Annotated in this window: 21 protein-coding genes and 4 pseudogenes; 7 read left to right on the top strand and 18 right to left on the bottom strand. The window is 67.2% G+C overall.

Features of this window, described 5'->3' with window-relative positions:
- The 4 genes from G3I40_RS00115 to G3I40_RS00100 form a co-directional block, all read right to left on the bottom strand.
- The coding region (locus tag G3I40_RS00115; RefSeq protein WP_164300081.1) for a class F sortase at positions 1-592 on the bottom strand (592 nt) is incomplete at its 3' end.
- Between the two features lie 101 nt (positions 593-693).
- Positions 694-1,083 carry a hypothetical protein gene (locus G3I40_RS00110; protein WP_164300080.1) on the bottom strand — a complete coding sequence of 130 codons (390 nt, stop codon included), beginning with the start codon at positions 1,081-1,083 and terminating at the stop codon, positions 694-696.
- 391 nt (positions 1,084-1,474) lie between these two features.
- Positions 1,475-1,981 carry a hypothetical protein gene (locus G3I40_RS00105; RefSeq protein WP_164300079.1) on the bottom strand — a complete coding sequence of 169 codons (507 nt, stop codon included), beginning with the start codon at positions 1,979-1,981 and terminating at the stop codon, positions 1,475-1,477.
- A 543-nt stretch (positions 1,982-2,524) separates the two neighbouring features.
- Positions 2,525-3,571, bottom strand: a complete 1,047-nt coding sequence (locus G3I40_RS00100; RefSeq protein ID WP_164300078.1) for a sodium-dependent transporter — start codon at positions 3,569-3,571, stop codon at positions 2,525-2,527.
- Between the two features lie 175 nt (positions 3,572-3,746).
- Between G3I40_RS00100 and G3I40_RS00095 the strand changes: the two genes are divergently transcribed.
- Positions 3,747-4,571: a hypothetical protein gene (locus tag G3I40_RS00095; protein WP_164300077.1), complete on the top strand. Its 825-nt coding sequence runs from the start codon at positions 3,747-3,749 to the stop codon at positions 4,569-4,571.
- Between the two features lie 32 nt (positions 4,572-4,603).
- Here G3I40_RS00095 and G3I40_RS00090 read toward each other — a convergent pair whose 3' ends face one another.
- The 7 genes and pseudogenes from G3I40_RS00090 to G3I40_RS00065 form a co-directional block, all read right to left on the bottom strand.
- Positions 4,604-5,974: a HAMP domain-containing sensor histidine kinase gene (locus G3I40_RS00090; RefSeq protein ID WP_164300076.1), complete on the bottom strand. Its 1,371-nt coding sequence runs from the start codon at positions 5,972-5,974 to the stop codon at positions 4,604-4,606.
- The gene (locus tag G3I40_RS00085) at positions 5,971-6,633 is read right to left on the bottom strand and encodes a response regulator transcription factor (RefSeq protein WP_164300075.1); all 663 of its coding nucleotides are present in this window, start codon (positions 6,631-6,633) and stop codon (positions 5,971-5,973) included. The genes G3I40_RS00090 and G3I40_RS00085 overlap by 4 nt, the downstream gene beginning before the upstream one ends.
- 266 nt (positions 6,634-6,899) lie before the next feature.
- Complete coding sequence (locus tag G3I40_RS00080) at positions 6,900-7,490, bottom strand: SMI1/KNR4 family protein (protein ID WP_164300074.1); 591 nt, start codon at positions 7,488-7,490, stop codon at positions 6,900-6,902.
- 346 nt (positions 7,491-7,836) lie between these two features.
- Positions 7,837-8,649: a hypothetical protein gene (locus G3I40_RS00075; protein ID WP_164300073.1), complete on the bottom strand. Its 813-nt coding sequence runs from the start codon at positions 8,647-8,649 to the stop codon at positions 7,837-7,839.
- Between the two features lie 290 nt (positions 8,650-8,939).
- Positions 8,940-9,121 (bottom strand): annotated as a pseudogene (locus tag G3I40_RS46775) (ISKra4 family transposase); the annotation flags it as partial.
- A gap of 153 nt (positions 9,122-9,274) precedes the next feature.
- Positions 9,275-9,619, bottom strand: a complete 345-nt coding sequence (locus tag G3I40_RS00070) for a hypothetical protein (RefSeq protein ID WP_164300072.1) — start codon at positions 9,617-9,619, stop codon at positions 9,275-9,277.
- A 144-nt stretch (positions 9,620-9,763) separates the two neighbouring features.
- Positions 9,764-9,900: pseudogene (locus G3I40_RS00065) on the bottom strand (IS701 family transposase); the annotation flags it as partial.
- Positions 9,901-10,057: 157 nt separating this feature from the next.
- Between G3I40_RS00065 and G3I40_RS00060 the strand changes: the two are divergent.
- Positions 10,058-10,597 (top strand): hypothetical protein, encoded by a 540-nt coding sequence (locus tag G3I40_RS00060; RefSeq protein ID WP_239091427.1) that lies wholly within the window; start codon positions 10,058-10,060, stop codon positions 10,595-10,597.
- 60 nt (positions 10,598-10,657) lie between these two features.
- Positions 10,658-10,948: pseudogene (locus G3I40_RS00055) on the top strand (transposase); the annotation flags it as partial.
- Positions 10,949-11,021: 73 nt separating this feature from the next.
- Here the strand turns inward: G3I40_RS00055 and G3I40_RS00050 are convergent.
- Positions 11,022-11,420 (bottom strand): squamosa promoter-binding protein 15, encoded by a 399-nt coding sequence (locus G3I40_RS00050; protein WP_164300070.1) that lies wholly within the window; start codon positions 11,418-11,420, stop codon positions 11,022-11,024.
- 414 nt (positions 11,421-11,834) lie between these two features.
- On the opposite strand from G3I40_RS00050, the gene G3I40_RS00045 reads away from it, so the two are divergent.
- Positions 11,835-12,758 (top strand): SGNH/GDSL hydrolase family protein, encoded by a 924-nt coding sequence (locus G3I40_RS00045; RefSeq protein WP_164300069.1) that lies wholly within the window; start codon positions 11,835-11,837, stop codon positions 12,756-12,758.
- A gap of 37 nt (positions 12,759-12,795) precedes the next feature.
- Here G3I40_RS00045 and G3I40_RS46770 read toward each other — a convergent pair.
- The 5 genes and pseudogenes from G3I40_RS46770 to G3I40_RS00025 all read right to left on the bottom strand — a co-directional run.
- A pseudogene (locus G3I40_RS46770) lies at positions 12,796-12,882 on the bottom strand (transposase); the annotation flags it as partial.
- A 140-nt stretch (positions 12,883-13,022) separates the two neighbouring features.
- Complete coding sequence (locus G3I40_RS00040; RefSeq protein WP_164300068.1) at positions 13,023-13,865, bottom strand: winged helix-turn-helix domain-containing protein; 843 nt, start codon at positions 13,863-13,865, stop codon at positions 13,023-13,025.
- Positions 13,866-13,986: 121 nt separating this feature from the next.
- A complete protein-coding gene (gene ilvN, locus G3I40_RS00035) occupies positions 13,987-14,226 on the bottom strand; it encodes an acetolactate synthase small subunit (protein ID WP_164300067.1) in 240 nt (79 codons plus the stop codon).
- A gap of 7 nt (positions 14,227-14,233) precedes the next feature.
- Complete coding sequence (locus G3I40_RS00030) at positions 14,234-16,054, bottom strand: acetolactate synthase large subunit (protein WP_164300066.1); 1,821 nt, start codon at positions 16,052-16,054, stop codon at positions 14,234-14,236.
- Positions 16,055-16,455: 401 nt separating this feature from the next.
- Positions 16,456-17,487, bottom strand: coding sequence for a hypothetical protein (locus G3I40_RS00025; RefSeq protein ID WP_164300065.1), 1,032 nt, complete (start codon positions 17,485-17,487; stop codon positions 16,456-16,458).
- A 409-nt stretch (positions 17,488-17,896) separates the two neighbouring features.
- Here G3I40_RS00025 and G3I40_RS00020 point away from each other — a divergent pair, with 409 nt between their 5' ends.
- The 3 genes from G3I40_RS00020 to G3I40_RS00010 all read left to right on the top strand — a co-directional run bounded on the left by G3I40_RS00020 (position 17,897) and on the right by G3I40_RS00010 (position 22,893).
- Entirely contained in the window at positions 17,897-19,456 is a 1,560-nt protein-coding gene (locus G3I40_RS00020) for an MFS transporter (RefSeq protein WP_164300064.1), read from the top strand.
- Positions 19,456-22,035, top strand: a complete 2,580-nt coding sequence (locus G3I40_RS00015) for an AMP-binding protein (protein ID WP_164300063.1) — start codon at positions 19,456-19,458, stop codon at positions 22,033-22,035. The genes G3I40_RS00020 and G3I40_RS00015 overlap by 1 nt, the downstream gene beginning before the upstream one ends.
- A 510-nt stretch (positions 22,036-22,545) precedes the next feature.
- Positions 22,546-22,893, top strand: a complete 348-nt coding sequence (locus G3I40_RS00010) for an Lsr2 family protein (protein ID WP_164300062.1) — start codon at positions 22,546-22,548, stop codon at positions 22,891-22,893.
- A gap of 373 nt (positions 22,894-23,266) precedes the next feature.
- On the opposite strand, the gene G3I40_RS00005 is transcribed toward G3I40_RS00010, so the two are convergent.
- The coding region (locus G3I40_RS00005; RefSeq protein ID WP_164300061.1) for a DNA-directed RNA polymerase subunit alpha at positions 23,267-24,064 on the bottom strand (798 nt) is incomplete at its 5' end.

Here is a 24,064-nt window from a genome sequence, read left to right as displayed (position 1 = left end):
CGCCGCAGGTGATGAGGCGGAGTTCGGGCCGGGGCTGCTGGGCGTAGACCTTCCGGCTGGGGAAGTTGGCCTTCTCGTATTCCTGGACGCCGTCGATGGTGAACTGGGCCGTGCTGCCGTCCTGTCGGCTGACGGTGACGGTGGCGCCCTTCTTCAGTGAGCCGAGGCCGTAGAAGACGGCGGGGCCGGTGCGGGTGTCGACGTGTCCGGCCATCACGGCGGTGCCGGTGCTGCCTGGCGGGATGCCTGCGGCGTCCCAGCCGGCGAGGTTGGTGTCGTCGGCAGGGGGTGCGTTCAGCCCGCCGTCCTCGTTCCTGGAAAGGCCCTGGACGGGGGCGTCCACGCTGATGCTGGGGATCTTGATGCGCACGGGTGCCGATTCCGGCAGCGAGGCCACGGACGAGGCGGCCTCGCGGACCGGCGCGCTGTCGCTCGAGGGCGCCTGTGCGGCGCTGGGCCGCGGCGGCGTCCCTGTGTCTTCGCCGCTGTCGGCGATGCGGTAGATCATGCAGGCGGCGAGTACGAGGAGGGCGGCCCACGACGCCATGCGGCGGCGGGCGGAGGGCGCGGATGGTGTGGGGGCGGTTGCCATGATGCCGATCTCCCGGTCCGTGGCGAACAGGCGGCCCCGCCCTCTCGCACCGGTCTCGACGATGTGAGGAGCGGGGCCCGGGTCAGCCCATCAGGTGGGGATCATTCGTGTCCGGCGTTGTCGCGGCGACGCAGGTACACGGCGCCGGCTCCGGCCGCGAGCAGTGCTGCCGCGCCGGCCAGTGCGGCCGGGTCGGTGCCGGTCTGCGTGCCACCCTCACCGGCGTGCACGGACCCTCGTACGGCCGGGTCGGTGGAGTCGCAGAACCGCTGGGCGGTGGAAGCGGCCTGGTTCGCCTCGTCCGTGGCGGCCTTCTTGTCCGCGGCGGAGGTGTTCGGGTCGGCGTTGACCGTGTCCGCGTTGCGCTGGGTGATCTCCGCGTCGTCGAGTGCCTGCTGGCAGCTCGGCGACACCGCCTGCGCGCTCGGCACGGACATCACCAGCGCGGCACTCGCGAGGGCCAGGCCCGTCAGCACTCGTATGGAACGCATGAATGTACCTCCCGTACCCACGCGGCCCCCGAAGCTCTGCTGCTCCGGAATTCATTCCGGCGTCGACCGCGCCAGTACCACCACCACTCCCGCGCGAGGGGTCGTGGGTAGCGGTGACACGGCAGAGTTCCTTCATGCAGCCCACATATAAGGACCCGTTCGGCTCTCAGGAGGGGTGCCGGGCGGCTGGGCCTTGTACAGGCACCCACTGCGAAGTCTGTGTCGCCGAGCCGCCTCGTGTGCGATCGCCATGCGCCCGACCTGGCGGTGGCGGCAAGGCGTTGAGGTGTGGCTGTCGCCAGTACTGAAAGTGCGACGGTTCCCGGCGTCGTTCCGCCCGCGGCGTGGGCGCCGGCGGTCGGCCGGCGCCCACTCACCCGAAGACGCGTGCTCAGTCGAACACGAAGGGGCCGGGTGCCTGTGTGGTGGTGGCGGTGCACGTCGCGGTCACTCCGAAGACCACGACGGTGAGCGATGTCGCCTCGAGGCTGTCACCTGCGGCGACTGTCCCGGTGAGCGGCCCGGTCGACACGGCACTTCCGGCGGGGATGGTGGGGTTGGAGCTGCCGGTGAACTGGACAGCACCCGAGCCGTGGTTGGTCAGGCTGAGTGTCGAGTTGACGGAGCCCGCGCCGACGTCGATCGGAGCGGTGATGGCGGACGTGGAGAGCTCGATGGTGGCCGCGGTGCCGTTCTGCGAGGCGGTGAGCGTCGCGTTGCCGGAGCCGAAGCTTCCGCAGTCGAAGTCGATGGTGGCGGTTGTGGGGGTGACCGCGCCCGCGGCGGGAGCCAGCGCGAGCACACCGGCAGCGGCTATGCCGGCGCCGAGGGCGGCGCTCAGGCCGACGCGCTTCTTGCCGCGGGACGGGGTGCCGAGAGAGCGGATGCCATGTCTCATGGGGGGATTGCCCTTCGTGTGGGGGAAATCGATCCCAGGTGAGCGTCGGCCCGGTCCTTCTCGGGTACGGAAGGAGCTGCCCAACGCTGTGCGGGTTCACCAGTTCTGACGTTCTGTCAGAAGCGATCGCCCGCCCATTGAGACACTCCCGCCTCAAGACGGCAAGGCACACAGCCTCACTTCTTGACATGCTACGACCAATTCAAGCCTTGGTCATGAGAGGTGAGAGTGTCATAGGTGTCCTGGGTGCCACGCACCCAGGAAGTCCGTACCTGGGGAGAGGGCGGCCTGGTGCGGCTTCCGGCGTGCGCCGCATCGCGCGCGGCTAGCTCTCGCTCACGGCGAGACTGAGCTGGTCATCAGTCGCAAGCAGCCCTCACCGGATCGCTTCTGGAACGGTGGAAGCTGTCGCTGAAGGTTAACCGCCCGTCTCAGCAGGGCGTTTGATGTGGTGTCAAATGGAGTCAGCCGATTCCCTCACGTGAGACCGCCGATGGATTACGCGATAGACCATCTCGGTCCCGGAGCGGCAGAGCGTGTGTGTCAGACCTCTTCGGGTATGCGCGTCTCGGCCACCCGCTGACGCACGGTGAATCCGGCGAACGTCTTCTGCACCAGCCCGTAGGCCAGGACGGGTACGAGCAGGTAGGGCTTGTCCGGCATGGCGGCCGTGATGAGAACAGCGCCCGCGGAACTGTTGCTCATGCCGCAGGCCAGCGCGAGGGATGACCGTCCGCCGCGTCCCAGACACAGCAACGCACCCGCGGCGTGCCCCAACAGAAAAGCCGTTCCGCACACGACGACGGCCGCCGTTGCCGCGGCGCCCACCAGCAGGGGGCGAGGCTGTGTCAAGAACGAGCCCAGGGCGCCGCTGGCGTTGGCATATGTGGTGAGCAGAGACGCCCCCAACGCCCCAAGGGCGATCCAGTCCTCCAGCGCCTCCGCCCATGCGGCGCAGACAACCGAACGGCACACCAGTCCTGCCGCGCACGGCACGACGATGGTCCACAAAGAGAAGGCGCCATGTGCCAACTGAGCGGCGCCTATGAGGGTGTGTGCGTAAGGGGCCTGCAACAGCACGACCAGGGCGAGGATGACGAGCGGCGTGGTCACCGGGCTGAGGAGCGTGGAACCGAGCACCGCGGCGACCATCGCCGGTTGGTCGCCGCTGCCCTTGGCCGTCCAGACCGTGGCGTTGGCCGCGACGGGCATCGTGACGATCAGCACCATTGCCGTGACGATGCCGCTGCCGTGGTCGGAGTCCGGCGTTCGGCGCAACAGCGCGACGAGCAGAGGGATGACGACGAGGGGGACGGCTAGGTGCAGCAGCAGGGCGGCCACCAGGGCCATCGGCCGGCGCAGGAGCCCGGTGAGCGCGCGGGGACGCACCTGGAAGCCGGCCGCGAAGATCAGCGCTCCCAGGAGCACCGGCGGCAGGTGGATCTGGACCGCGCCCAGCGCATGCGGCCGACGGACCCACAGGCCGGGTTGTGGAAGCAGCAGGGCGGCGGCGTAGGAACCGAAGATCGCACGCCCAAGGCGGCGGCGCAGCCACGCCGTGCCACGGTGGACGGAATTAGTGACAGGCACGGCTGCCTCGACGGACTGTGCGCGGCTGACGAGGGGCAGCAGGCGAGCAGGTGCCCATGTGCGCCGCGGGGGAGAGGGAGTTCACCGCTTCATCTTCAGCACCGCCGCTGCCGGGCGGGGGCCGACGGACCCGGCAGTCAGGATGTGTTCAGGTTCCTGATGGCACCGTCGCGCCATGACTCAGAACTCCTCGCACACGGCGTCCTCCGCCGCTCCTGACCCGACCTCAACGGGGGATCACCGAGGCCGCTGGAACAAGGTTCCGCAGATCACCCTCTACTTCTGGATCATCAAGGTTCTCTGTACGACGGTGGGGGAGACCGCCGCCGACCTGCTCGCCTCGAAGGCCGGCCTCGGGCTGACCGGGGTCTCCCTCTTGATGAGCGCGCTGCTCGCCGTGGTGCTGGTGGCCCAGTTCCGTACCCGCGCCTACCGGGCCCCCGTGTACTGGCTTGCTGTCGCACTGATCAGCGTCGTCGGCACCCTGATCAGTGACAACCTGACCGACAACATGGGTGTTCCGCTGGAGCTCAGCACCGCCGTGTTCGCCGTACTCCTCGCCGCGGTGTTCCTCATCTGGTACGCGCGGGAAAAGACACTCTCCATCCACAGCATCGACACCACCAGTCGCGAAGCCTTCTACTGGCTTGCGGTGCTGTTCACCTTCGCCCTGGGCACGGCGGCCGGGGACCTCGTCGCCGAACGCATGGGGCTGGGCTACCTGACCTCCCTCGCTGTCTTCGCGGCGGTGATCGGGGCCGTGGCGATCGCCCACTTCACCCTCGGGTTCGACGCCGTCTGGAGATTCTGGATCGCCTACATCCTGACCCGGCCGCTGGGGGCCTCCACCGGAGACTGGCTCTCTCAGCCGACGGCAGACGATGGCCTGGGCCTGGGCACCGTCGTCACCAGCGTGCTGTTCCTCGCCGTGATCCTGGCTCTGGTCGTCTATCTGGCGGTGACGCGCAAGGACACCACGCCAGCTGCCCAGGTCTCCTGACGCGTCCACCGACTGCCTGGCCCACCCGCGGGTCAGCCAGGCACTTCGGCGACGAAACGCGAGCCGCTGCCGACCTTCTCCTCGTGCCACACCTGCCCGCCCACCGAGCGGGTGAGCCGCATGACGAGCGCCAGGCCGAGGCCGGCCCCGTCGTGGCCGTCCGTGAGATCGGCACGACGCCCCGGGACGAACAGATGTGGGACGAAGTCAGAGGGAACCCCCGGACCGTCGTCATCGACGGTGATGGTCACGCCTTCAGACGTCGCTCGTGCCGACAGTGTCACCGTCGACGCTGCGTAGCGCAGGGCATTGGCTTGCAGGGGACTGACGATGCGTTCCAAGACTGCATCGGGTACGCCTGCCCGGACATCCGACCCCGCCTCCACTTCGGTGCGTACACCGGGCCGGCCGCCGCCGTCGGCCACCCGCGCGAGGACGATACCCACCAGGCACGTTCCCGGCGCTTCGGCGCCGTGTGCCGTGGCGGCTCGTGAGTCGTTCAGCAGAGCGTCGCAAATGGCCTGCATGGAGACCGCGGCCTCCTGGATCACCCTCTGGGCATGCCGTGTCTCCCTCTCGTCGCGAGCGCGGCTCTGCCACAGCTCCAGCTCTCCCACGATGCGCGCCAAGGGCGTGCGCAGTTCGTGCGACAGCTCGGCGGTCAACTGCTGCTCATGACGGAGCATGCTGCGGATCCGGTCCAGTAGGGCGTCCAGCGAGCCTCCCAGGCGGAGCAGCTCCTGTGGCGCGCCGGTCGTGGCGAAGCGGCTGGCCGAGGAGACTGCGCTCCACTGGGCTGCCTGATCTGTCATGACGGCCACCGGACGCAACGCACGGGCCACGGACAACCGCGTCAACAGGTAGGTACAGGCCAGCATGACTGCTCCGAACCCGGCGGAGGCGCCCAGGAGGAGGTCCGCCGAGTTCGTGTACGGGGCCATGTCGAGGGCCGCCACGGTCACGACGGCGTGCTGAGCCTGAGAAACCGGCTCGGCGCACAGTCGCCAGCCCGGACTGTGCCCTGCTGGAGACAGTGTCGTGCACGACGCCGTACCTTCGCGCGCCATTCGCCCGGCGGTCTGTGTCAAGCGGCGGTTGCCGCTCATTGCCGAGGGGCGCTCGACCGGCTTCCGGCCGTCGTAGATCCACACGTTGGAGTCGAGAGGTGCGTCGTGAGCGGCTTCTCGCACATGGACTCGGTTGCCCGACACGTCGATCGTCGAGGCGACGGCGGCGAGGGTGCTGTGCAGACGGTCGTCCGCCAGGGACCGCAAGTGCCGTCCGGCAACAGCGTTGAACACGATGCTGAGGGTCGCCAGCAGCAGAGCAGCCGCGGTCACGGACACAAGGGCCAGCCGTCCGCGCAGGGTTGTCGGAGCGAGCCGGTGCAAGGTGCCTTTCATGCGAGTGAGTGACCGATTCCGCGCTGGGTGCGCACCGTCAACGTGCTGCCGGCCTCGCGCAGTTTGCGCCGCAGCCGGCTGACGTACTGGTCGAGGGTGTTGTCACTGACCCACGCGCCATCGGGCCAGCCTGCGCCCAGGAGTTCACGACGGCGCACCACGGAGCCGTGGGCCGCGACCAGAACGGCCAGCAGGCGGAACTCGGTGGGCGACAGCGGAACTTGGTGGCCCTGCACGGTGGCGCCCAGCGAGATCGGATCGATCTCGATCCCGCCCGCCTGCTGCTCGCGCGTCGGCGCGGACCGCTTGAGCAGCGCGTTCGTTCGGGCGATCAGTTCACGCAGATGGAACGGCTTACCCAGATAGTCGTCCCCGCCGGCGGCGAAGCCGGCGAGCCGATCGGTCACGTGTCCGCGAGCCGTGAGGAAGAGCACCGGAGCGGCGAGACCGTTCGCCCGTAGGGCCTGGCACACGTCCCGGCCATCCGCATCGGGTAGTCCGATGTCCAGGACCACCGCTGCGATGGCCTGTGTCGCCAGTTTGAGCGCTGTGGCGCCGTCTGCCGCCGGCACCGGGACGAACCCCTCTTCGGTGAGCGCTCGCCGAAGGACGTCACGCAGCGCGTGATCGTCTTCGACAATCAGGATTTTGTGCGCCATCAACACCTCCTGACAAAACGGGTGTCCCGCCCGGAGGCCGAAACGGCGCAGAGCAATGTGCGACAGGACGGAGCAGCGGGCCCTTCCCGCCACCCATCGTCTACTTTAATGTAGACGTAGATGGTGGTGTGGCGGGTTGCCGCGCATCGCGTGCCGCGCGCAGCTCCGCCTCAAACTTATGCAGCACCACCCCGGCCTCGCCGAGGGCTACTTCGCCAAGACCGGCTTGAACCCCGAGCCCAGGTAACCCCAACCACCAACGATCTCTAGACGTCCGCGAACCAGGAGCGGCCTTCCGCCCAGTGGGTCACCCACCCCGTGAAACCCGGCGTACCCGGCATCAGAGAGGTGGCCGGCCGGGTACCGAAGGGCACCGCCCCGTTCTCATCGATCAGCCAGACGTGGCCGCGCTGTGGGCCGGTGACGATGAGGTGCCAATACATGCCGCAGCCCTCGGTGCCGAGGAGCAGTGAGCCGTGGTCGGCCACGCTGTCCGTCCGGGCCTCCAGATCCTCCTCCGACAGCGCCTGCGCATCCTCGTCCACTTCCCACAACCACGGCGCAGTGAGGGGAAAAGGCCGCGCCAACAGACGTTTTGGACGTGACGAGCCCCAGTCCGGGGGTATTTGCGCGAGGGGCAGCAGACCGTAGTAGGGCGGTCCCGAGCCTAGCCCGTCGCAGACCTCCGCCACGGAGGTGCGGTACGGCTCCGGAAGCACGATGCCGTGTTCCGCCTCGAAGGCCCGCACCGCACCCTGGCGGATGGGCGGCAGCGCTTCGGGGCGGGACGCGAAGATCCGCCGGAGCGTGACCAACTCGGCCGAGTCACAGACTTCCGTGTTCATGCCACTCATCATGCTAGATTCCGGTTTGCTCGCAGGGGGCGTGAGAGCAGGCGCTCGTCACCACGTTGGGGCGTGACGCTGGTGCCTGGCGGACCCGCTTGGCCGTACGCCTTTTCCTGGTGCCGCTGCCGCGCCGCTAATGGGTCTCAGGTTTCGTGAGTTGTCGAAGATCGGCTCGCCCCAGACGCGGCGGTTGCTTACGGATCGTCGTGCACTACGCCGCTGTGGAGGGCGGTGACCTCCTCCAGGCGACGAGGCACCAACAGCCGACGCTTCGCCCGATCGGAGAGCTCGCGCTCAGCCCCAGTGGTCTCCTTGTTACGGGAGACTCTGTCAACAGGGCCCGCCGGGTTGAGACCTAGTGGATGGTGAACTTGGTGGAGGCATCTTCGGATACCCACGGTTGTTCGCCGGTCGGTTTATTGTCCGCGTGGACGTACAGGTCGCCAGTGCTGCCGGGGCGTGCGGTGGAGGTCGCGGCCAGTCTGAGCCGGATTGTCCGCCGGGCGCCGACTGGCAGAGCTATCCGGGTCACCACGGTCTCCTTGTCAACTTCGACGCCGGGCTTGCGCGGAGGGATGTAGGTGCGCACTGGGCGCCACTGACCGTTGGTGAACCGCTCCAGTCTGAATGACGACTTGGGGCAGTCGCTACTGTTCGGGCCGTAGCAGGACTGGAAGGCTCGTACGGTGAGGGCGCGATAGTCCGTCGTCGATGCGTTGGCCAGGGCGATGGTGGTCTCGTTCCATCCTCTGCTGCGGTTCAGCGTCCGGGGAGTCGGCGAGGCTGTCATGCGCACCAGGTCCAGCGAAGGAGAGACGCTCTGCTCGGACAAGGTCTTCCCCTTGGCGTTGAGCAGGGAGATCGAGACGGGTAGCTCCTGGTGGGGCTGCGTGGTCTTGAATCCCGGGGCGACCCGCAGCGCGAACGGATTGGCGCCCTTGCGCACTGTGAGCCGGTAGACACCGGTCACCACCGAGTCGCCCCGATGTGAACTGCCGGTCAGCGCCACGGGCGTCCAGTCAGTAGCGGACATGCCTTGGCGGGCCACGGTGAGCTTGTGCTCGTCCCCCGGGGGGACGGTGAAGCGAACTTTCACGGTGACCTGCCGCCCGGCGGCCGTCCGGTTGGTCACCGTGCCGCGCAGGTAACCGGGCCCAGCGACCGACATGGTCCCTACCGTCTCCAGCTCGACCTGCACCGCCGGCGAGGCGCTGGAGGTCGCCCTCGGCCCGGGAGCCGGATCCGGGGACCCGCACCCCGCCACCCCGACACTCACGGCCAACAGGGCTGCCGCTGCGATGCGCACTCTCATCCGCAATCCCTTCCCCCTCACAGCTGACCGCGGCTCTGGAAGCGCGATCCTTACCGCTCCCGACGCGCGCACATGATCCTACGGTTCAAGAACCGCCCAGTGCTGCAACGGTCTTGGGCGCGGATCCATTGAAGTGAACGTCGCCGTCACGCAGTGAGGCTGTAGTCCCGCCGGTCGGGGCTGGGGCAGAGGTGTTGAAGCTCACGCGCCGTGTGGTGGCACCCGTCGTTTTCGAAGCCGCCGTTCGCTAACCGTGCGCGGAGTTGGAGGACACCTTCGGCGCTGTCGAGTCCCCAGCGGCGTCCGTGATGTCGAGGCGGTCAGTGACTGTCGACCGAACTACCCGAACTATCTGCGCAGCTCAGGGAACTTGCCTCCTTCGTGAGGACTCCGGGTGTACGTCAGACTTGCGCACGTAATGCGCGCAGCGCGGTAACTCCTATTTGCTGGGATGAGGCAGTTGCCCCCTCGGAGGCGCTGACTACTGGTTGCGTCGGTCGTACCTTGCCTTGGCCAGGCGCCGGCAGGCAGCGCTCCCGATCGACACGCCCAAACCAATCATGGTGGCAGTACCCCAACGCGCGTCGCTCATGACGCAGCCATAGGCCGCAATACACGAGGACAAGGTCATGAAGAACGTGATCGTGCAGATCATTCGCAGCGGGACCAGATACCACATCGGCTTGACGTCGCCCGCAGGCGCCACGTTTTGAACGCGACCGGCGATTTGCCTGGGCTCCACGTCAGCGGCGATGCCCTGGATGATGGCGGCGAATTGACGATCGATGCCAGCGTCTGAGAAATCCGCCGCACTGCCCTCACTCATGGTGAACCCCGTTTCGCTGGTCAGTCGCGAAGGTTCAGATCATCCCGTCGCCGGAACAATCTCGTCAACGGGCGTCGTGAAAAGGGTAGTTGGGCAACGCACGTGTACCTGCCACGCTCATGCGCTAGCCGTCCTCGCGGTGGCGTCGGGAGTGGCCTCGCCTGCCCATTCGGCGATGGTCCAGCAGTTCTTCCGCAGTAGGTCCGAAAGCAGTCCCAGGACCAGGTGCCGTATTCGTCGTCGGGGTTCGACCGGGCGAACCTGCCCGCGATGCGGTCCATCAGGCCCTCGCATGCTTCCTGTCAGTGGTCGGCGTCTACGCTGTGACCTGCGGCCACCGCGTGATCGTTTGTCTTCACGCACTGATGATCAACGGTGGCCGCGCCTGCCGGTGCAAGCAGGACGGAACAGCTTGTAGAAGGAGGCGCAGCGCTGGGTTTGCTGGGCTTCTACAACGAACTGGACGACCGCTCCGGCCAGCCGAACGGATCGATCCGCGACGCCGTCCGGTCCGTCGGCGAACCGGATGAGGCGAAACTGGTGGCCTACCTGGACGCCGGCCACGTCTTGATCGACGTCATGGAAGCCGGACATGACGTCATCACCGGCAGCCCCCACCGACACTCTTCGGGATGCTCGTCCCTGGTGACCGACGGGGCATGGTTGTGGCGTCAGGACTTTCCGCACTACCTGGAATCCCACCATGTCTCGCTGCCTCAGACGTTCCTCGACCACGTCCGTAGCCTGAGCTACCAGATGCCTACCATCGCCGTCGAGCGGTTCGCTCCGCACCACGACGAGACCATGCCCCTGGTCGGTTGGTACTCGACCGTCCCGTGGCGATCGACGGCGACCACGCTCGTACCTCAACCACGAGCCGTGACCAGCAAAGGCCAGTTCGACGCAGCGATGCTGGCCCAGGACTGGAACCGGCCACACGGCAGCTGGGACAAGCGACGCAAGCGGCGTAGAGCGTAGGCACCACCAGCTCGAGAGCGATCTACAGCTGGAGTATTAACACAATGAGGTGGATCGGTCATGGTGACCGTGTTCGCACCAGAGGTTCGGTGTTGTTCGGGTGTGGGGGCTTCGCCTTGGATCGTGTCGGATGATCTGTGGGAGCGGATCGAGTCGCTGCTGCCACGCAAGGAACGTCGGTGCAGGCGCCCGGGCCGTAGGCCGCTGCCGGACCGGCAGATGCTGTGCGGCATCCCCTTCGCCCTGCACGCAGGTATCCAATGGAATCACGTTCAAAAGGAGTTGGGCTTCGGCTCGGGCACGAACTGCTGGCGGCGACTGCGGGACTGGAAGGAATCCGGCGTCTGTCAGTAGCTGCACGAAGTGCTGCCGGCCGAGTGGATGCCGGATCTGACATGACAGGCAGACTGGCAGGTCAGGACCGTTAGTCGTTCGGCCAGACCTCTTCTTCTCGACCTTCGGGCAGGACCTGCCGCAGCTTCGCGCCGTGGAACATCCACACGCGGAAGTAGACCTGCTCCTGGCCCATCACGAACAGCTGGACGAACTCGGGGTGCTTCCAGACGATGCGCTCGACATGCGCCACCAGGCCCGCCAGGTCGGCGTGGTTGAGCGCTCCGGCATAGACGGAGCATTCCGGGTACTTGCCGCCACCCCAACGCGTGTCGCTGCCGGTGATCTCGTTGAGCGAGCCGACCCACCCAACAGCGCCGGGACCGAAACCTTGTCGCGGGGCAGAGGTTTGCAACCACTGGCTCAGTTCCTCGGCAGACGGTCGATCATCCGGCTCGACGGAGATCATGACGTTGGCGACGTGACTCATGTCAGGATTCAACACAATCGTGCGTCGCGCTGCGACTCAGTTCTCCCGCGATGAAGCACGGGGGGATTCGACACGAATACGCAGACGGCTCGGCACGACAAATCACTCGGACTCTGCAAGCCACAGGTCGACTGCGTCTGAGCTCCAGGGCACAGTGAGGCCGGCGATGACGGCGCCGCGATCACGGACGTCGACAGGCCACGAGGGTCCTTATTTTCCTCCTCGTCGGACACGACACCACCGCGACTGCCCTCACCTTCACCCTGCATCTGCTTCAACCCCGATCACCCGGCACCCGCAGGCTTGTCACCCGCTTTCTCCGGACACAGGTATGTCCGGACTATGGCCCCACTCGCTACTGGCCGGTATACAGGCGACGTTGGACCATGACAGTGCGGGCTTCAGGGGAGGGGCATGATGTCGCAACACATGTACGGGAACGGAACGGTGCCGAGACGCCGGGCCGCCATGAAACTGGCCGTACTGGGCAGTCTCGTGCTCACCGTCGGTGTGACGGGGACCGTGAACGCCGCACCGGCGAAGCACGAGGCCCAGCGCCACTCGAGCTACGTGGCACTGGGCGACTCGTACACCTCGGGCCCCCTGATCCCTCGACAGGTCGACGCCAACTGCGCCCGCTCCGACCACAATTACCCGTCGATCACCGCCAGTGAGCGGCACGTCGACTCGTTCACCGACGTGAGCTGCGGCGGTGCGACGACGGCAGAGATGTGGCAGGCACAGGGGACCAACGGCCCGCAACTCGACGCGGTCCAGCGCGACACCGGCCTTGTGACTGTGCAGATCGGCGGCAACGACATCGGGTTCGGGTCGATCATCAGCACATGCGCAGGCCTCAGCTCGACGGACCCCGCCGGAAACCCCTGCGAGCAGCACTACCGGACCACAGGCTACGACCAGCTGTCACTGAAGATCCTCCAGACCGCGCCCAAGGTCGCCCGCGTCCTGCGTGCCGTGCACGCCAAGGCGCCGCACGCCCGCGTGGTTGTCGTCGGCTACCCCGACCTGCTGCCCGATGACGGCACGGGCTGCTACCCGACGGTCCCGTTCGCCGCGAAGGACTTCCCCTACCTGCGCGACACCGGCAAGCGCCTCAACCTGATGTTGCGTACGGTCGCGTTGGTGAACCGGGCCGAGTATGTGGACACGTACAGGCCGACTGTTGGTCACGACATGTGCAAGGCGCCCGCCGATCGCTGGATCGAGCCGCTGGCCCCGACCTCGCCCGCGGCTCCGGCCCACCCCAATGCCAAGGGCATGCAGGCCATGGCGCAGGCATTGGTGAACACGCTGAAACGGGGCACCTGGCACCACTAGACATAGGTGAGGCGGGGGCTGGCGATGGGTCGGGTGCGGCCCCCGCCGCATGTTGGTGCGCCTGCCCGATGGCGGAGTCCACCGAGATGTCCCAGTCGACCTCGTCCACGGCGTCGGCTGCGGCGCTGGCCGAACAGGCAATCGCAACCCTCAAGTCCCGGCGGCTGATGGATTTGGGCAGGCAGAGAGGGTCGTGAATTCTCAGAAGCCTTCATACTGAATCAGGTGGATGCGGAAGGCCTTCTGTGTGCCTGGATCCGACGATTACAGCATTTCGGAGAGATTCGTCAGCGCGCTGCTGACGGGGTCCAGCAGAGTGGTGATGAGTGCTGAGCCGATAGGTGTCAGTACGTGTCGGACTGCCTTGCCTGTGCGGTGTGTTGCTACCAAGCCTCCGTTGCGCAGGGCGGTCACGTGCACCGACGCGGTGCCCGCGCTGACTCCGAGGCGGTCTGCGAGGTCGGTAGTGCCGCAGCCGTCGCCGATGTTGACCAGTGCTGCGGCCCGTCCGCGTCCCAGCAGGGCGCCGAGCCGACCGGGAGCGGCCGTCTGGCTACCGTTCCACAGATTGTGCTGACCGACGGCCGGATAGGTGATCACTGCGCCGGTCGCATCGGCCAGGAGGATGCGGGTCTTCTGGAAAGCCGTAGGCACGAGGACCGTCATGCAGTCGCGGGGAGAAGCAGGCTCCTCACCCTCCCGCACGGTCAGGCCTGGCAGGTGTTCCACGACCTGGCGTACTCCGCGGGAGGCCAACTGGTGAGCGCGGTGGGCGATGTCTGCCTCGAGGGTGGCCCTGATACGGGGCCAATCGTCGGCGAGGCACGTCTCGAAGAAGGTCCGTGCCGGTTTCTCCAGCGGGCCCAGGGCCGACAGGTCCGGCTGCTGACGGTTTGTGCTTGTGTCGTGTAGCAGTCGGCCTGCCGCGACTTTGATGCCCTGGCGTATCACGTCTGGACGAAGGCCGAGCGTGTGGCGCTGGGCGTTTTTCGTGTCGAGGCGCCGGCCTTGCGGGGCGGGGTGCCGGCCGAGCAGGACCTCGGCCGCGAGGAGTACCTCGAGGAGTGGCGAGACTAGGAAGCGGCATCCGGGCAGGGCGTGATCCATGACGGCGAACGGAGCCTGGTGGGCGTTGCGTTGGGAAGGAGGTTCCGGCGCGCCTCGGGTGGCGGCGGCAGGGGACGCCCGGGGGAGCACCTCTTGGGTTGTCCCGCCTGCCGCGTGGAGGCTATGCACTGCTTTCCTGGACGGAGATGACGTTCACCAGCTTGCTGAGTTGCTGGACGATCTGCTCCAGTGGGCGCTCGTCGACGCAGACGGCGATGGACATATGGGATGTGCCGGGCTCGTCCGCCGGACCGACGGCCAGTGACTCGATGTTGAAACCGCGGCGTGAGAAGAGCGCGGCGACCCGGACAAGGGCACCGGCCTTGTTTTCGAGGTGTACGGAGAGTGTGTGCTTCGTCATGATGTTTCTACTCCTCGTCGTCGCCGAAGTCGGGCCGGACGTCCCGGGCGGCCATGATGTCGTCGTTGGAGGTGCCGGCGGCGACCATCGGCCAGACCATGGCGTCTTCGTGGACGATGAAATCGATGACGACCGGTGCGTCGTTGATGGCCAGCGCCTGCTCGATGGTCGCGTCGAGTTGGTCGGGGGACTCGCAGCGCAAGGCGTGGCAGCCCATGGCCTCGGCGAGCTTGACGAAGTCCGGAACACGGGTGCCGGCGTTGGGGGTGCTCGGGGATGCCGCACCGGTGTGCAGCACGGTGTTGGAGTACCGCTGGTTGTAGAACAGGGTCTGCCACTGGCGGACCATGCCCAGGACGCCGTTGTTGATGATCGCGACCTTGATCGGGATGTTGTTGAGCGCGCAGGTGACCAGTTCCTGGTTGGTCATCTGGAAGCAGCCGTCGCCGTCGATCGCCCAGACCGTGGCCTGCGGCAGTCCGGCTTTGGCGCCCATCGCGGCCGGAACCGCGTATCCCATGGTGCCTGCACCGCCGGAGTTGAGCCAGCTGTGCGGCCGCTCGTAGTCGATGAACTGTGAGGCCCACATCTGGTGTTGGCCGACGCCTGCCGCGATGATCGTGCTGTCGTCGGAGAGTTGTCCCAGGCGCTGGATGACGTGTTGCGGTGAGAGTTTGCCCGGCGGCGCCGGTTCATGGCCGAGTGGGTAGGTCTTGCGCCAGGTCTCCAGCTGGTCCCACCAGCCTGCGTAGTCGCACGCCGTCTCGTCGTTCGCGATCTCGTCCTGCACGGCCGGCAGGAGTGCGGCCAGTACGTCGCGGGCATCGCCCACGATGGGGACGTCCACAGCGCGGTTCTTGCCGATCTCTGCCGGATCGATGTCGGCGTGGACGATCTTTGCGTACGGGGCGAAGCCGTCGAGCTTGCCGGTGACACGGTCGTCGAAGCGAGCGCCCAAGGCGACGATGAGGTCCGCTTTCTGAAGGGACGTCACGGCAGCGACCGTGCCGTGCATGCCCGGCATGCCCAGGTGCTGTGGATGCTTGTCGGGGAAGGCGCCGATGCCCATGAGTGTGGTTGTGACGGGGGCGCCGGTGAGCTCTGCCAGTGCCTTGAGCTCGGCGGTGGCATGGGCCTTGAGTACCCCGCCGCCGACGTAGAGGACTGGGCGTTCGGCCTGGGCGAGCAGGCGGGCGGCTTCCTGGAGTTGCCGGGTGTGCGGCGTGGCGGTGGGCCGGTAGCCGGGGAGCTGGTGTTTGACCGGCCAGCGGAACATGGTGTTCTTCTGGAGGGCGTCCTTGGTGATGTCGACCAGGACGGGGCCTGGGCGTCCAGTGGAGGCGATGTGGAACGCCTCGGAGATCGCTCGTGGGATGTCGTCCGGGTCGGTGATCAGGAAGCTGTGCTTGGTCACCGGCATGGTGATGCCGCAGATGTCGGCTTCCTGGAAGGCGTCCGTGCCGATTGCGGTACTGATCACCTGGCCGGTGATCGCCACGAGTGGCACCGAGTCCATGGCCGCATCGGCGATCGGGGTCACGAGGTTGGTCGCTCCGGGGCCGCTGGTCGCCATGCAGACGCCGACCTTCCCGGTGGCCTGTGCGTAGCCGGTCGCGGCGTGGCCTGCGCCCTGCTCGTGACGGACCAGCACGTGTCGCACCTTGGTGGAGTCCATGAGTGCGTCGTACGCCGGAGTGATTGCTCCACCGGGTATGCCGAACGCGGTGTCGACACCGATGGCTTCGAGGGAGCGGACGAGGGACTGGGCGCCTGTGATGGATCCGGCCGGGGGCTGGCCGGAGCGTGGCTGCGTGGTGTGAGTCGTCACTTCTGGTCTTTCGTGGGGGCTGCCGGTGACATGGGGGCCGACGGGCGGTGCGGGCAGCGTGAGTTGCTGGTGTGAAGGGCAAGCTGCACTGGCAGACGTCGAGATGCGCGCGACGGCGGGCGCATGGAGTGGGCGCGCATGATGGGCGACCGGGACGTGCGGTGCGGTAGAGCTGTCTTGTCGCAGCGTGCAGTGCGTATCCGCTGGTGAGCGGGTCGCATGATCATAAGCGAGAGGTTCGGTAACAGGAATCGCCGTCTCAGATATCGGAAGTTGTTTTTCGTTTCAATCTGTTTCCTTCCATCTGCGGCTGCGATGCCTGATGCGGGCTGCGGAGTGAGGGGAGGGCATGACGAAGCCCCCGCATCGCGGGGGCTTCGGTAGTGGCAACGCGCCGTGGATCAGCCGTTGATCAAGTGGTCCGTGCCGGCCACCAAGTGGCCGGCGTGCGGGGCCATGTCGTCCACGTTCACCGTCTTGATGATCCAGCGGGACTGCAGCGCCTCCGGGTCGCCCACGTTCAGGACCTCCTTGGCGTGGATCGTGTGGTTGTTGTACGTGATGACGAAGTCACCGGGCTCGATGAACACGCGCTGCTTGAGCTCGTGCAGAGTCCGGGCGACCTTGGGAACGATCGCCTTGGCGGCCTCGGTGACACCCACGGTCCGGTTCTCGAAGAAGCGGAGGTCCTCCGGGCCGCGCCCTCCGATAATCGGATGCATGTCGGCCTCGCCGAGCTCCACCCGGCCACCGCCCATGGTGCTCAGGTCGTCGAAGGGCGTGTAGAACTCGGAGGAGCGCAGCAGCGTCATCTCATCCTCGGTGAAGGCTTCGATGACGTCGATGTTGCGGACGAACGACGTGTAGACCTCGTTCACCGGGTTGCTGCGCATGCCGACCATGTACACCTGGTCGGGGCGTACGAAGTGGTTGGCCAGGTCCTTGTGGAAGTGGATCTGCTTGAGCGCCTTCTGTGACTGGCTGCCCTGCAGCCGGCGCTGCGGGTAGATGTCCTGGAACACATCGCCGTCGTTGACGTTGACGTAGCCGATCGCCGGCGTGTTCGCCATCTGCGCGAACAGCGCGAGGAAGCCCTCGGCTATGAACGTCTTCTTCACCTCGTACTTGGAGCGCACCGGCTGGTCGAAGTCGAAGACAGGGACGTTCCGGTCGTAGGGGACATTCTTCAGCACGACCACGGGTTCGGCCGCCCGGTCACGGGTGGCAAGCGACGCGACGTACTGCCGGAAACGCTCCGGCACGACGTCCGTTCCGGCGAGCTGCCCCACCTGGAAGCGATGGGCCTCGTAGAGGCGGTACGGGTTCGCAGTGACAGCGTCGAGCGCGGCCTCCAGGGCCTCGCGCTCCGCGTCGGTGAACGTGAACTCTGGAGCGATGGTCCAGCTGGTCTCGGCGATGGTCTCGACGGTCATGTGCACCCCTTCGGTGGACTTCCCCATCTGCAGTGGGGCTGTTGAGTCGGCCGGCGCAGGACGGATCGTCAACTGCGGGCCTCAGCAGGGGAGTCAAGCCCAGCCTTTCTTTCGCCGTCCATGTATTTGAGGCAGAGTCAAACACTCCTGGGATTTCTGTGACCCCAGACACCTGTGATTGCTCTGGCCTGCAGCGACTGCTAGATTCTGGCCTCCGACGGGTTCAAGATCACCCGCACATCGGGGGCGTGAAATGGACATCACCTGCCCAAGTCCCCTGTTTTTCACGGCGGCACAGAACAGCAGCACACTCTCTGTTTCGTCCGCCGACATCTGCATGTTCCAGCGGACACCACCACTCGGCTGATCAGCGGATACCCGTATTCCCGAGAGAAGTTCGAGAAGCGAAATGCCGCTGCCCGAGAGTCCCACGAAACCGAAGCCGCGTGCACGCGCCGTCGTGGCCACCGCCTACCTGAGCCTTTTCATGGTCTCCGCGGACAATTCCATCATCAATACCGCGGTACCTCGAATATCGGCATCCTTGAGGACCGGAATCCCCGATGTGCAAATCGCCATCGACGCCTACATGCTGGTCTTCGCCTCGTCCCTGATCATCGCCGGCAGTTTTGTGGACCGTATGGGCGCACGCCGTGCCTACGCCACGGGAATCAGCGTGTTCACCGCGGCCTCGCTCCTGGGAGCGTTCGCACCCTCGGTGGCCGCGCTGGTGCTGTCCCGCGCGGGCATGGGGGTCGGGGCGGCGTTCATCGTGCCGAGCATCTTCGGCATGTTCGCCCAGGAACTGACCAACGATGGCAGGCGGCGCGTGCTGGCGCTGTGGCCGGCGGTGGTAGGACTCGGTGTCGCCATCGGCCCGGTACTGGGCGGCCTGCTACTGACCCACTTCTGGTACGGATCGATCTTCCTCCTGAACGTTCCCGTGGGCCTGGTCGCCCTCGTCGGAACCGCCACCCTGATCAGGCCCAGTACCCCGCTGGCCTCGGCCAGACGCCCCGACCCGCGCGGCGCAGTGCTGCTCCTTGCCGGTGTCGCACTGTTCGCCGCAGCCGTCATCTTCGCCGCCGACGGCCGGGTGCCCGCCTGGCTGCGCCTCGGCCTCGGCGCCGTGGGGCTGCTGACACTCATCGGCTACACGGTCCATGAACGGCGCACAGACCGACCGCTGTTCGACCTCGGCTACTTCCGCGAGCGCCGCTTCGCCGGCGCCGTCGTGGCCATGTCCGGGCTCTTCTTCGCTCTCTTCGGAACCGTGTTCCTCGCCGGCCAGTTCACCCAGTACGGCCTGGGATGGAGCCCGCTGCAAGCCGGGGCCGGATTGCTGCCGCTCGCCATCGGACTGACCACCGCCTCGCTGACCTGTGCCAGGGTCACCGCGCGGCTCGGGGCGAAGACGGTGGTGGCTGCCGGGCTGGCCCTTGGCGCACTGGGCTGCGCGTTCTGCGCGACCGCGGCCCTGGGGCTGCACTACCCGCTGCTCGCCTCGGGACTGCTCTCCTGCGGCCTCGGCATGGGCTATTCCGTCGGCCCGGCGCTGACTCTGATCGTCACCAGCCTCAGGGCGGCCGACGCCGGCGTCGGGTCGTCGGTGAACGCCATGTTCCAGCAGGTCTGCGGCGCCGGCGGAGTCGCGGTGATGGGCCTGGTCTTCACCGCGGGCTACGGAAGGCACATCGCCTCCGTGCCCGACCTGCCGGCGGCCGCACGCTCCATCGGCGACGGCCATCACCTGCTGGCCCATGGCACGCCCCGGTCCATCGCTGCCTTCACCGACGGGATCAGCTCCGGGCTGCTGGCCGCGTGGGTCACCGGAGCTGTGGTGGCGGGCATCGCTGTGATCGCCGTGCTGCTGCTCCTGCCCGCGACGACCACAAACACCCAGAACACCAACACGACGGCCGCGAAGACTGCATCCGGCCCGTCCGGTGCGCGAAAGGTGAACGCCTGATGACCTCGGAAAAAGGTGCCATGCTGTACTCCGCCATCGCCGTGCACGCGAGCGAACGACCTGACAAGACCGCCCTGTCGCAGGGCGAGCACCGACTGAGCTACGGCGAACTCGCCGCGGCCGCCGACGAGCTGGCCGCCTCGCTCGGTGAGCTCGGGGTCGCGCCGGAGACCGTGGTCGTCATCGACCTGCCGGTCGGCCCGGCCACCGTCGCCGCCCTGGCTGCGGTGAGCAAACTGGGGGCCGCCTTCACCCTGCTGGAACCGGAACTGCCCGGCTCCCGCAAAGAGTTGATCATTGCGGACTGCGGTCCCGTCGCCCTGGTCACGGAGTCCGGAGTGACACCAGGCCCGAAACCGGCGCCCCCGCTGGACGAGCGCCTGGTTCGGCGCACCTCCCCGGCTGCGTACGTCGGCTACACCTCGGGGTCCACCGGAGTGCCCAAGGGAGTCGTCATCGAGGCGGCCGCCCTGGACAACCATGTGCGCCGCACCATCGACTGGTACGACCTCAAGGAGTCGGACACCCGGCTGTTCTTCTCCTCGATCGCTTTCGACCTCGCACTCGAACAGATCTGGACGTCCATGGTCGTCGGCTGCGAACTCGTCTTCCGGGACGCGACGTTCGTGTATGCAGGAGCCGACGACTTCCTGTACCACTGCCGCCGCCTGGGCGTGAGCGTGCTGAGTCTGCCGACGGGCGTATTCAACCGGTTCGGTGCCGACCTGTCCGCTGCCGCCGACCACCTCGCCCCGCGACTGCGACTGGTGATGGCCGGCGGCGAGGCGCCCACCCGGGCCGCGGTGTCGGCCTGGGCCCGGGTCGGGGCCGCGGGCACCCGCGTGGTGAACGGGTACGGCCCGACCGAGACGGCCGTCGTCGTCTGTTACCGGGACCTGCTGCCCGGCGATGCCATCGCGATCGGCAAACCGATCGACGGCGTGCGGTTCCGCCTCGAGCCACTGCCGGCGGACGGCGAGGCGAGCGGCCTGGTCGTTCAGGGCATTGCCGTCGGCCGCGGGTACCTGGGTGAAGCGGCAGCGTCCGCCGCGTTCGGTGTGGTCGAGGGCGAGTGGTCCTACCGCACCGGCGACGTGGCCACCGCCCGGCCCGACGGAGGCTACGACCTCCACGGCCGCTTCGACGCACAGGTCAAGGTGAATGGTGGCTTTCGCGTGGAGCTCGGCGAGATCGTCTCGCAGCTCCAGGCCGTCGACCACGTCCTGGACGCGGTGGTCGCCCCGTTCGACGGCACCGGCAGCCGACTGCTGGCCGCCTGGGTCCGCCTCGACCGCACCCTGGCCCCCCTCGACGGCGTGGAGGCGGACCTCATACGCCGGCTCGCGGAGGTACTGCCCGAATACATGGTGCCCGCACGGCTCGCCGTCCTGGACGAGTTCCCCCTCACCTCCCGCGGCAAGGTCGACCGCGTCGCGCTGCTGGAGGGCCTCCAGAACGAGACCGAAGCCGGCAACCCGTCCGACGGTGAGGCCGCGTCGTCAGACGTGCGCACCCAACTCCGCCTCGCCTGGCGCCAAGTGTTGGGCGCGCCGCCCGCCGACGAGCAGGCGAGCTTCTTCGCCGTGGGTGGCAACTCGATCCGGGCCATCGAACTCATTACCCAGGTGCACACCAGGACAGGCCTCCAGCTGCGCGCGGCCGAGCTCTACCGAACGCCCCAATTCGACGCCCTGGCCCGCCTGCTGACCGACCGTGATGCTGGCATTCCCACCGCGCACCACACCACGGGCACTACCCTGGTGACGATGCGCCCCGGCGGCGACGACCGACTCTGGGTCTTCCTGCCCCCACTGTCCGGCGCGGTGACCCGGTACGCGGCCATGTCCCGCATGCTGCCCGACGGAGACACCGTGTGGGCCATGGAGACCCCGCCCGAACTGTCCGGCAAAGGCATGACAGCGCTTGCCGACGGCCTGGCGAACATTCTCCTCGACGAGGGCGCCGACCGGTTCGCAAGCATCTGCATCTCCGGGTTCTCGCTGGGCGGAGTGATCGGGTACGAGGTCGCCAACAGGCTGCACGATCGCTGCGCTGACAAAGTGCGCGCCCTTCTCATCGACCCGCCCGACCCGGGCGCGCACCGGGTGAGCGTGCACGACGCCTTCGACATCTTCGTCCGCGTCGGCTGGTCGATCGCCATCCCGGCCAGGCAGTTCATCGGCGAAGACGGCGGCTTCGACCTCGCCGCGGTCACGGCAGCGGCCAAGGACGCAGGCACCCTGGCCCGGGACGCCGACCAGCAGGAGATAGAGGACGCCTGGACGGTGTACGAGTCCAACGCCCGGATCCTCGACGGCCTGCTGCTCAGCCCACCCGACGGCATGCGGGTGCACCTGCTCCAGGGCGACACCGGCGGCGAGATCGACTACGCCCGCCGCGGCCCGACCACCACCGTCGACGGCGACGCTCCCTGGACGCGAGGCCGGGCCATCGGCCAGTGGCGCGACATCCTGCCGGACACAGCAGTCGACCGCCTACCGGTCGACCACTTCGCCTTGATGGAAGCCCCTAACGACGTACTGGTCCGCGACTGGCTCGAAGCCCTGGCGCAAGGCTGACTACTTGGCGGGCCCTGAAGCCCCGGGGCCCGCCATTGCGGGGCCGGAACAGGCTGAGCCGGAACGCAGAGCGACGTGCACTACCCCGGGGACCCGCAGTGTGCCGAATCTGGAAAACGGGTCGGCTTCCTGCGTCCTGGACGACGGGAGCGAGGTATCTACTGCGTCTTCGTCTTTCTCAGGTGGCGGCGGAACGCGAGGAAGGCAGCGGCATACAGTGCGAGGACCCCGACCAGCAGTTTGCGTGCACCGAAACCGGCAACGAAGGTGGTCAGGGACGCCAGGACGGACCGCAGAAGGCGTATCGGGGGCCGCGCCGGTGAGGTCCTGATCCACCGGCCTGATCCTTACCCCCGGCCCGGGGGAAGCTGTCCGGCGTGTTGAGGACCGCAGGCCCACAGTGCTCTGCGTCTTGAACCTCGACGATCTGTGACGCCTCTGAAGAGTGGCACAAGAGCCCGCCCCGTCGCGATTGCCGAAAGTGCCTGACCGTGCCCTACGATCCCCCTCATGGCCCAGAAGGTAGTCACAACGTATGTCGACGATTTGACTGGCGAGGAATCGTCGGAAATTGCCACGCACAGCATCCTCATCGACGGAGCAGGGGTCGAACTCGACCTCACGGATGACAACTACGAAAAGCTCCTGGAGATCCTGAACCCCTATCTCCACGCTGACGGTGCCCGCAGGATTCGAGGCGCGGCGAAGGCGAAGGCGAAGGGGACGCCGAGGGCGTCTGCTGGCGGCAAGGACGAATCGGCGGCGATCAGGGCTTGGGCGAAGGACAACAACATCGAGGTCAACGACCGCGGCCGTGTGCCGGCCGCAGTGCGCGAAGCCTACGAGAAGGCCCACTGACGCTCCCCGTGAAGCATCGCGGTCCTCTCACTGCACGCCCGTGGCCCGCAGCTTCACAGCGCCACGGATGGCGACGCCGGGCCGGGGCCAAACCGGGACGGCTCTTGCTGGTGACATCCGCCGTGGGGGACGTCACGGGCGTGGGGCAAGCTGTGAATCTACAGGTCGACTGGACACAGGCGGTCTCGGGACATCAGCGACTGCTCAACTCGGCTCCATCAAGACTGAGTTCGCCAATCGTCCTCGGACAGCGAGTTGGTCGGACGCAGGGATGACCTGCGCCGACCAACTTCGCTGACAACGCCGCTCACGGCGCCGATTCACTTGCCTGCGGGACTGGATCGGGTGCCAGGCCCGGGCTCAGCGCCGTATGTCAGTACTGCTCTGTTTCGATGAACCCGACGTCCGTACCGTCGTCGGCGCTGAACGTGTCGACAGCGGCGACGGGATCGAATCCGGGCGGGCTGTCCTTGAGCGCCAGGCCCATGCCGGCCAGCTTGCCCTTGACCTCGTCGATCGACTTCGCACCGAAGTTGCGTACGTCGAGCAGGTCCGCCTCGGAGCGGGCGATGAGCTCACCCACGGAGTGGATGCCCTCGCGCTTGAGGCAGTTGTACGACCGAACGGTGAGCTCGAGCTCCTCGATCGGCAGGGCGAGATCAGCGGCAAGAGCGGCGTCCGTCGGGGACGGGCCCATGTCGATGCCCTCGGCGTCGATGTTCAGCTCGCGGGCGAGACCGAACAGCTCGACCAGGGTCTTGCCGGCCGACGCCATGGCGTCACGCGGACGCATGGCCTGCTTCGTCTCGACGTCGACGATCAGCTTGTCGAAGTCGGTGCGCTGCTCGACACGCGTCGCCTCGACCTTGTACGTCACCTTGAGGACCGGCGAGTAGATCGAGTCGACCGGGATGCGCCCGATCTCCTGACCGACCTGCTTGTTCTGCACGGCGGAGACGTAGCCGCGACCGCGCTCGACGGTCAGCTCCATCTCCAGCTTGCCCTTGCCGTTGAGCGTGGCGAGGACGAGGTCGGGGTTGTGCACCTCGACACCGGCCGGGGGCGCGATGTCGGCGGCGGTGACCAGACCCGGGCCCTGCTTGCGCAGGTACATCACGACCGGCTCGTCCTGCTCCGAGGAGACGACCAGCTGCTTGATGTTGAGGATCAG

Origin of the sequence: Streptomyces sp. SID14478 (genome assembly GCF_010548525.1) — a bacterium.
GTDB lineage: Bacteria > Actinomycetota > Actinomycetes > Streptomycetales > Streptomycetaceae > Streptomyces.
This window is presented reverse-complemented; position numbering and strand designations above follow the sequence as displayed.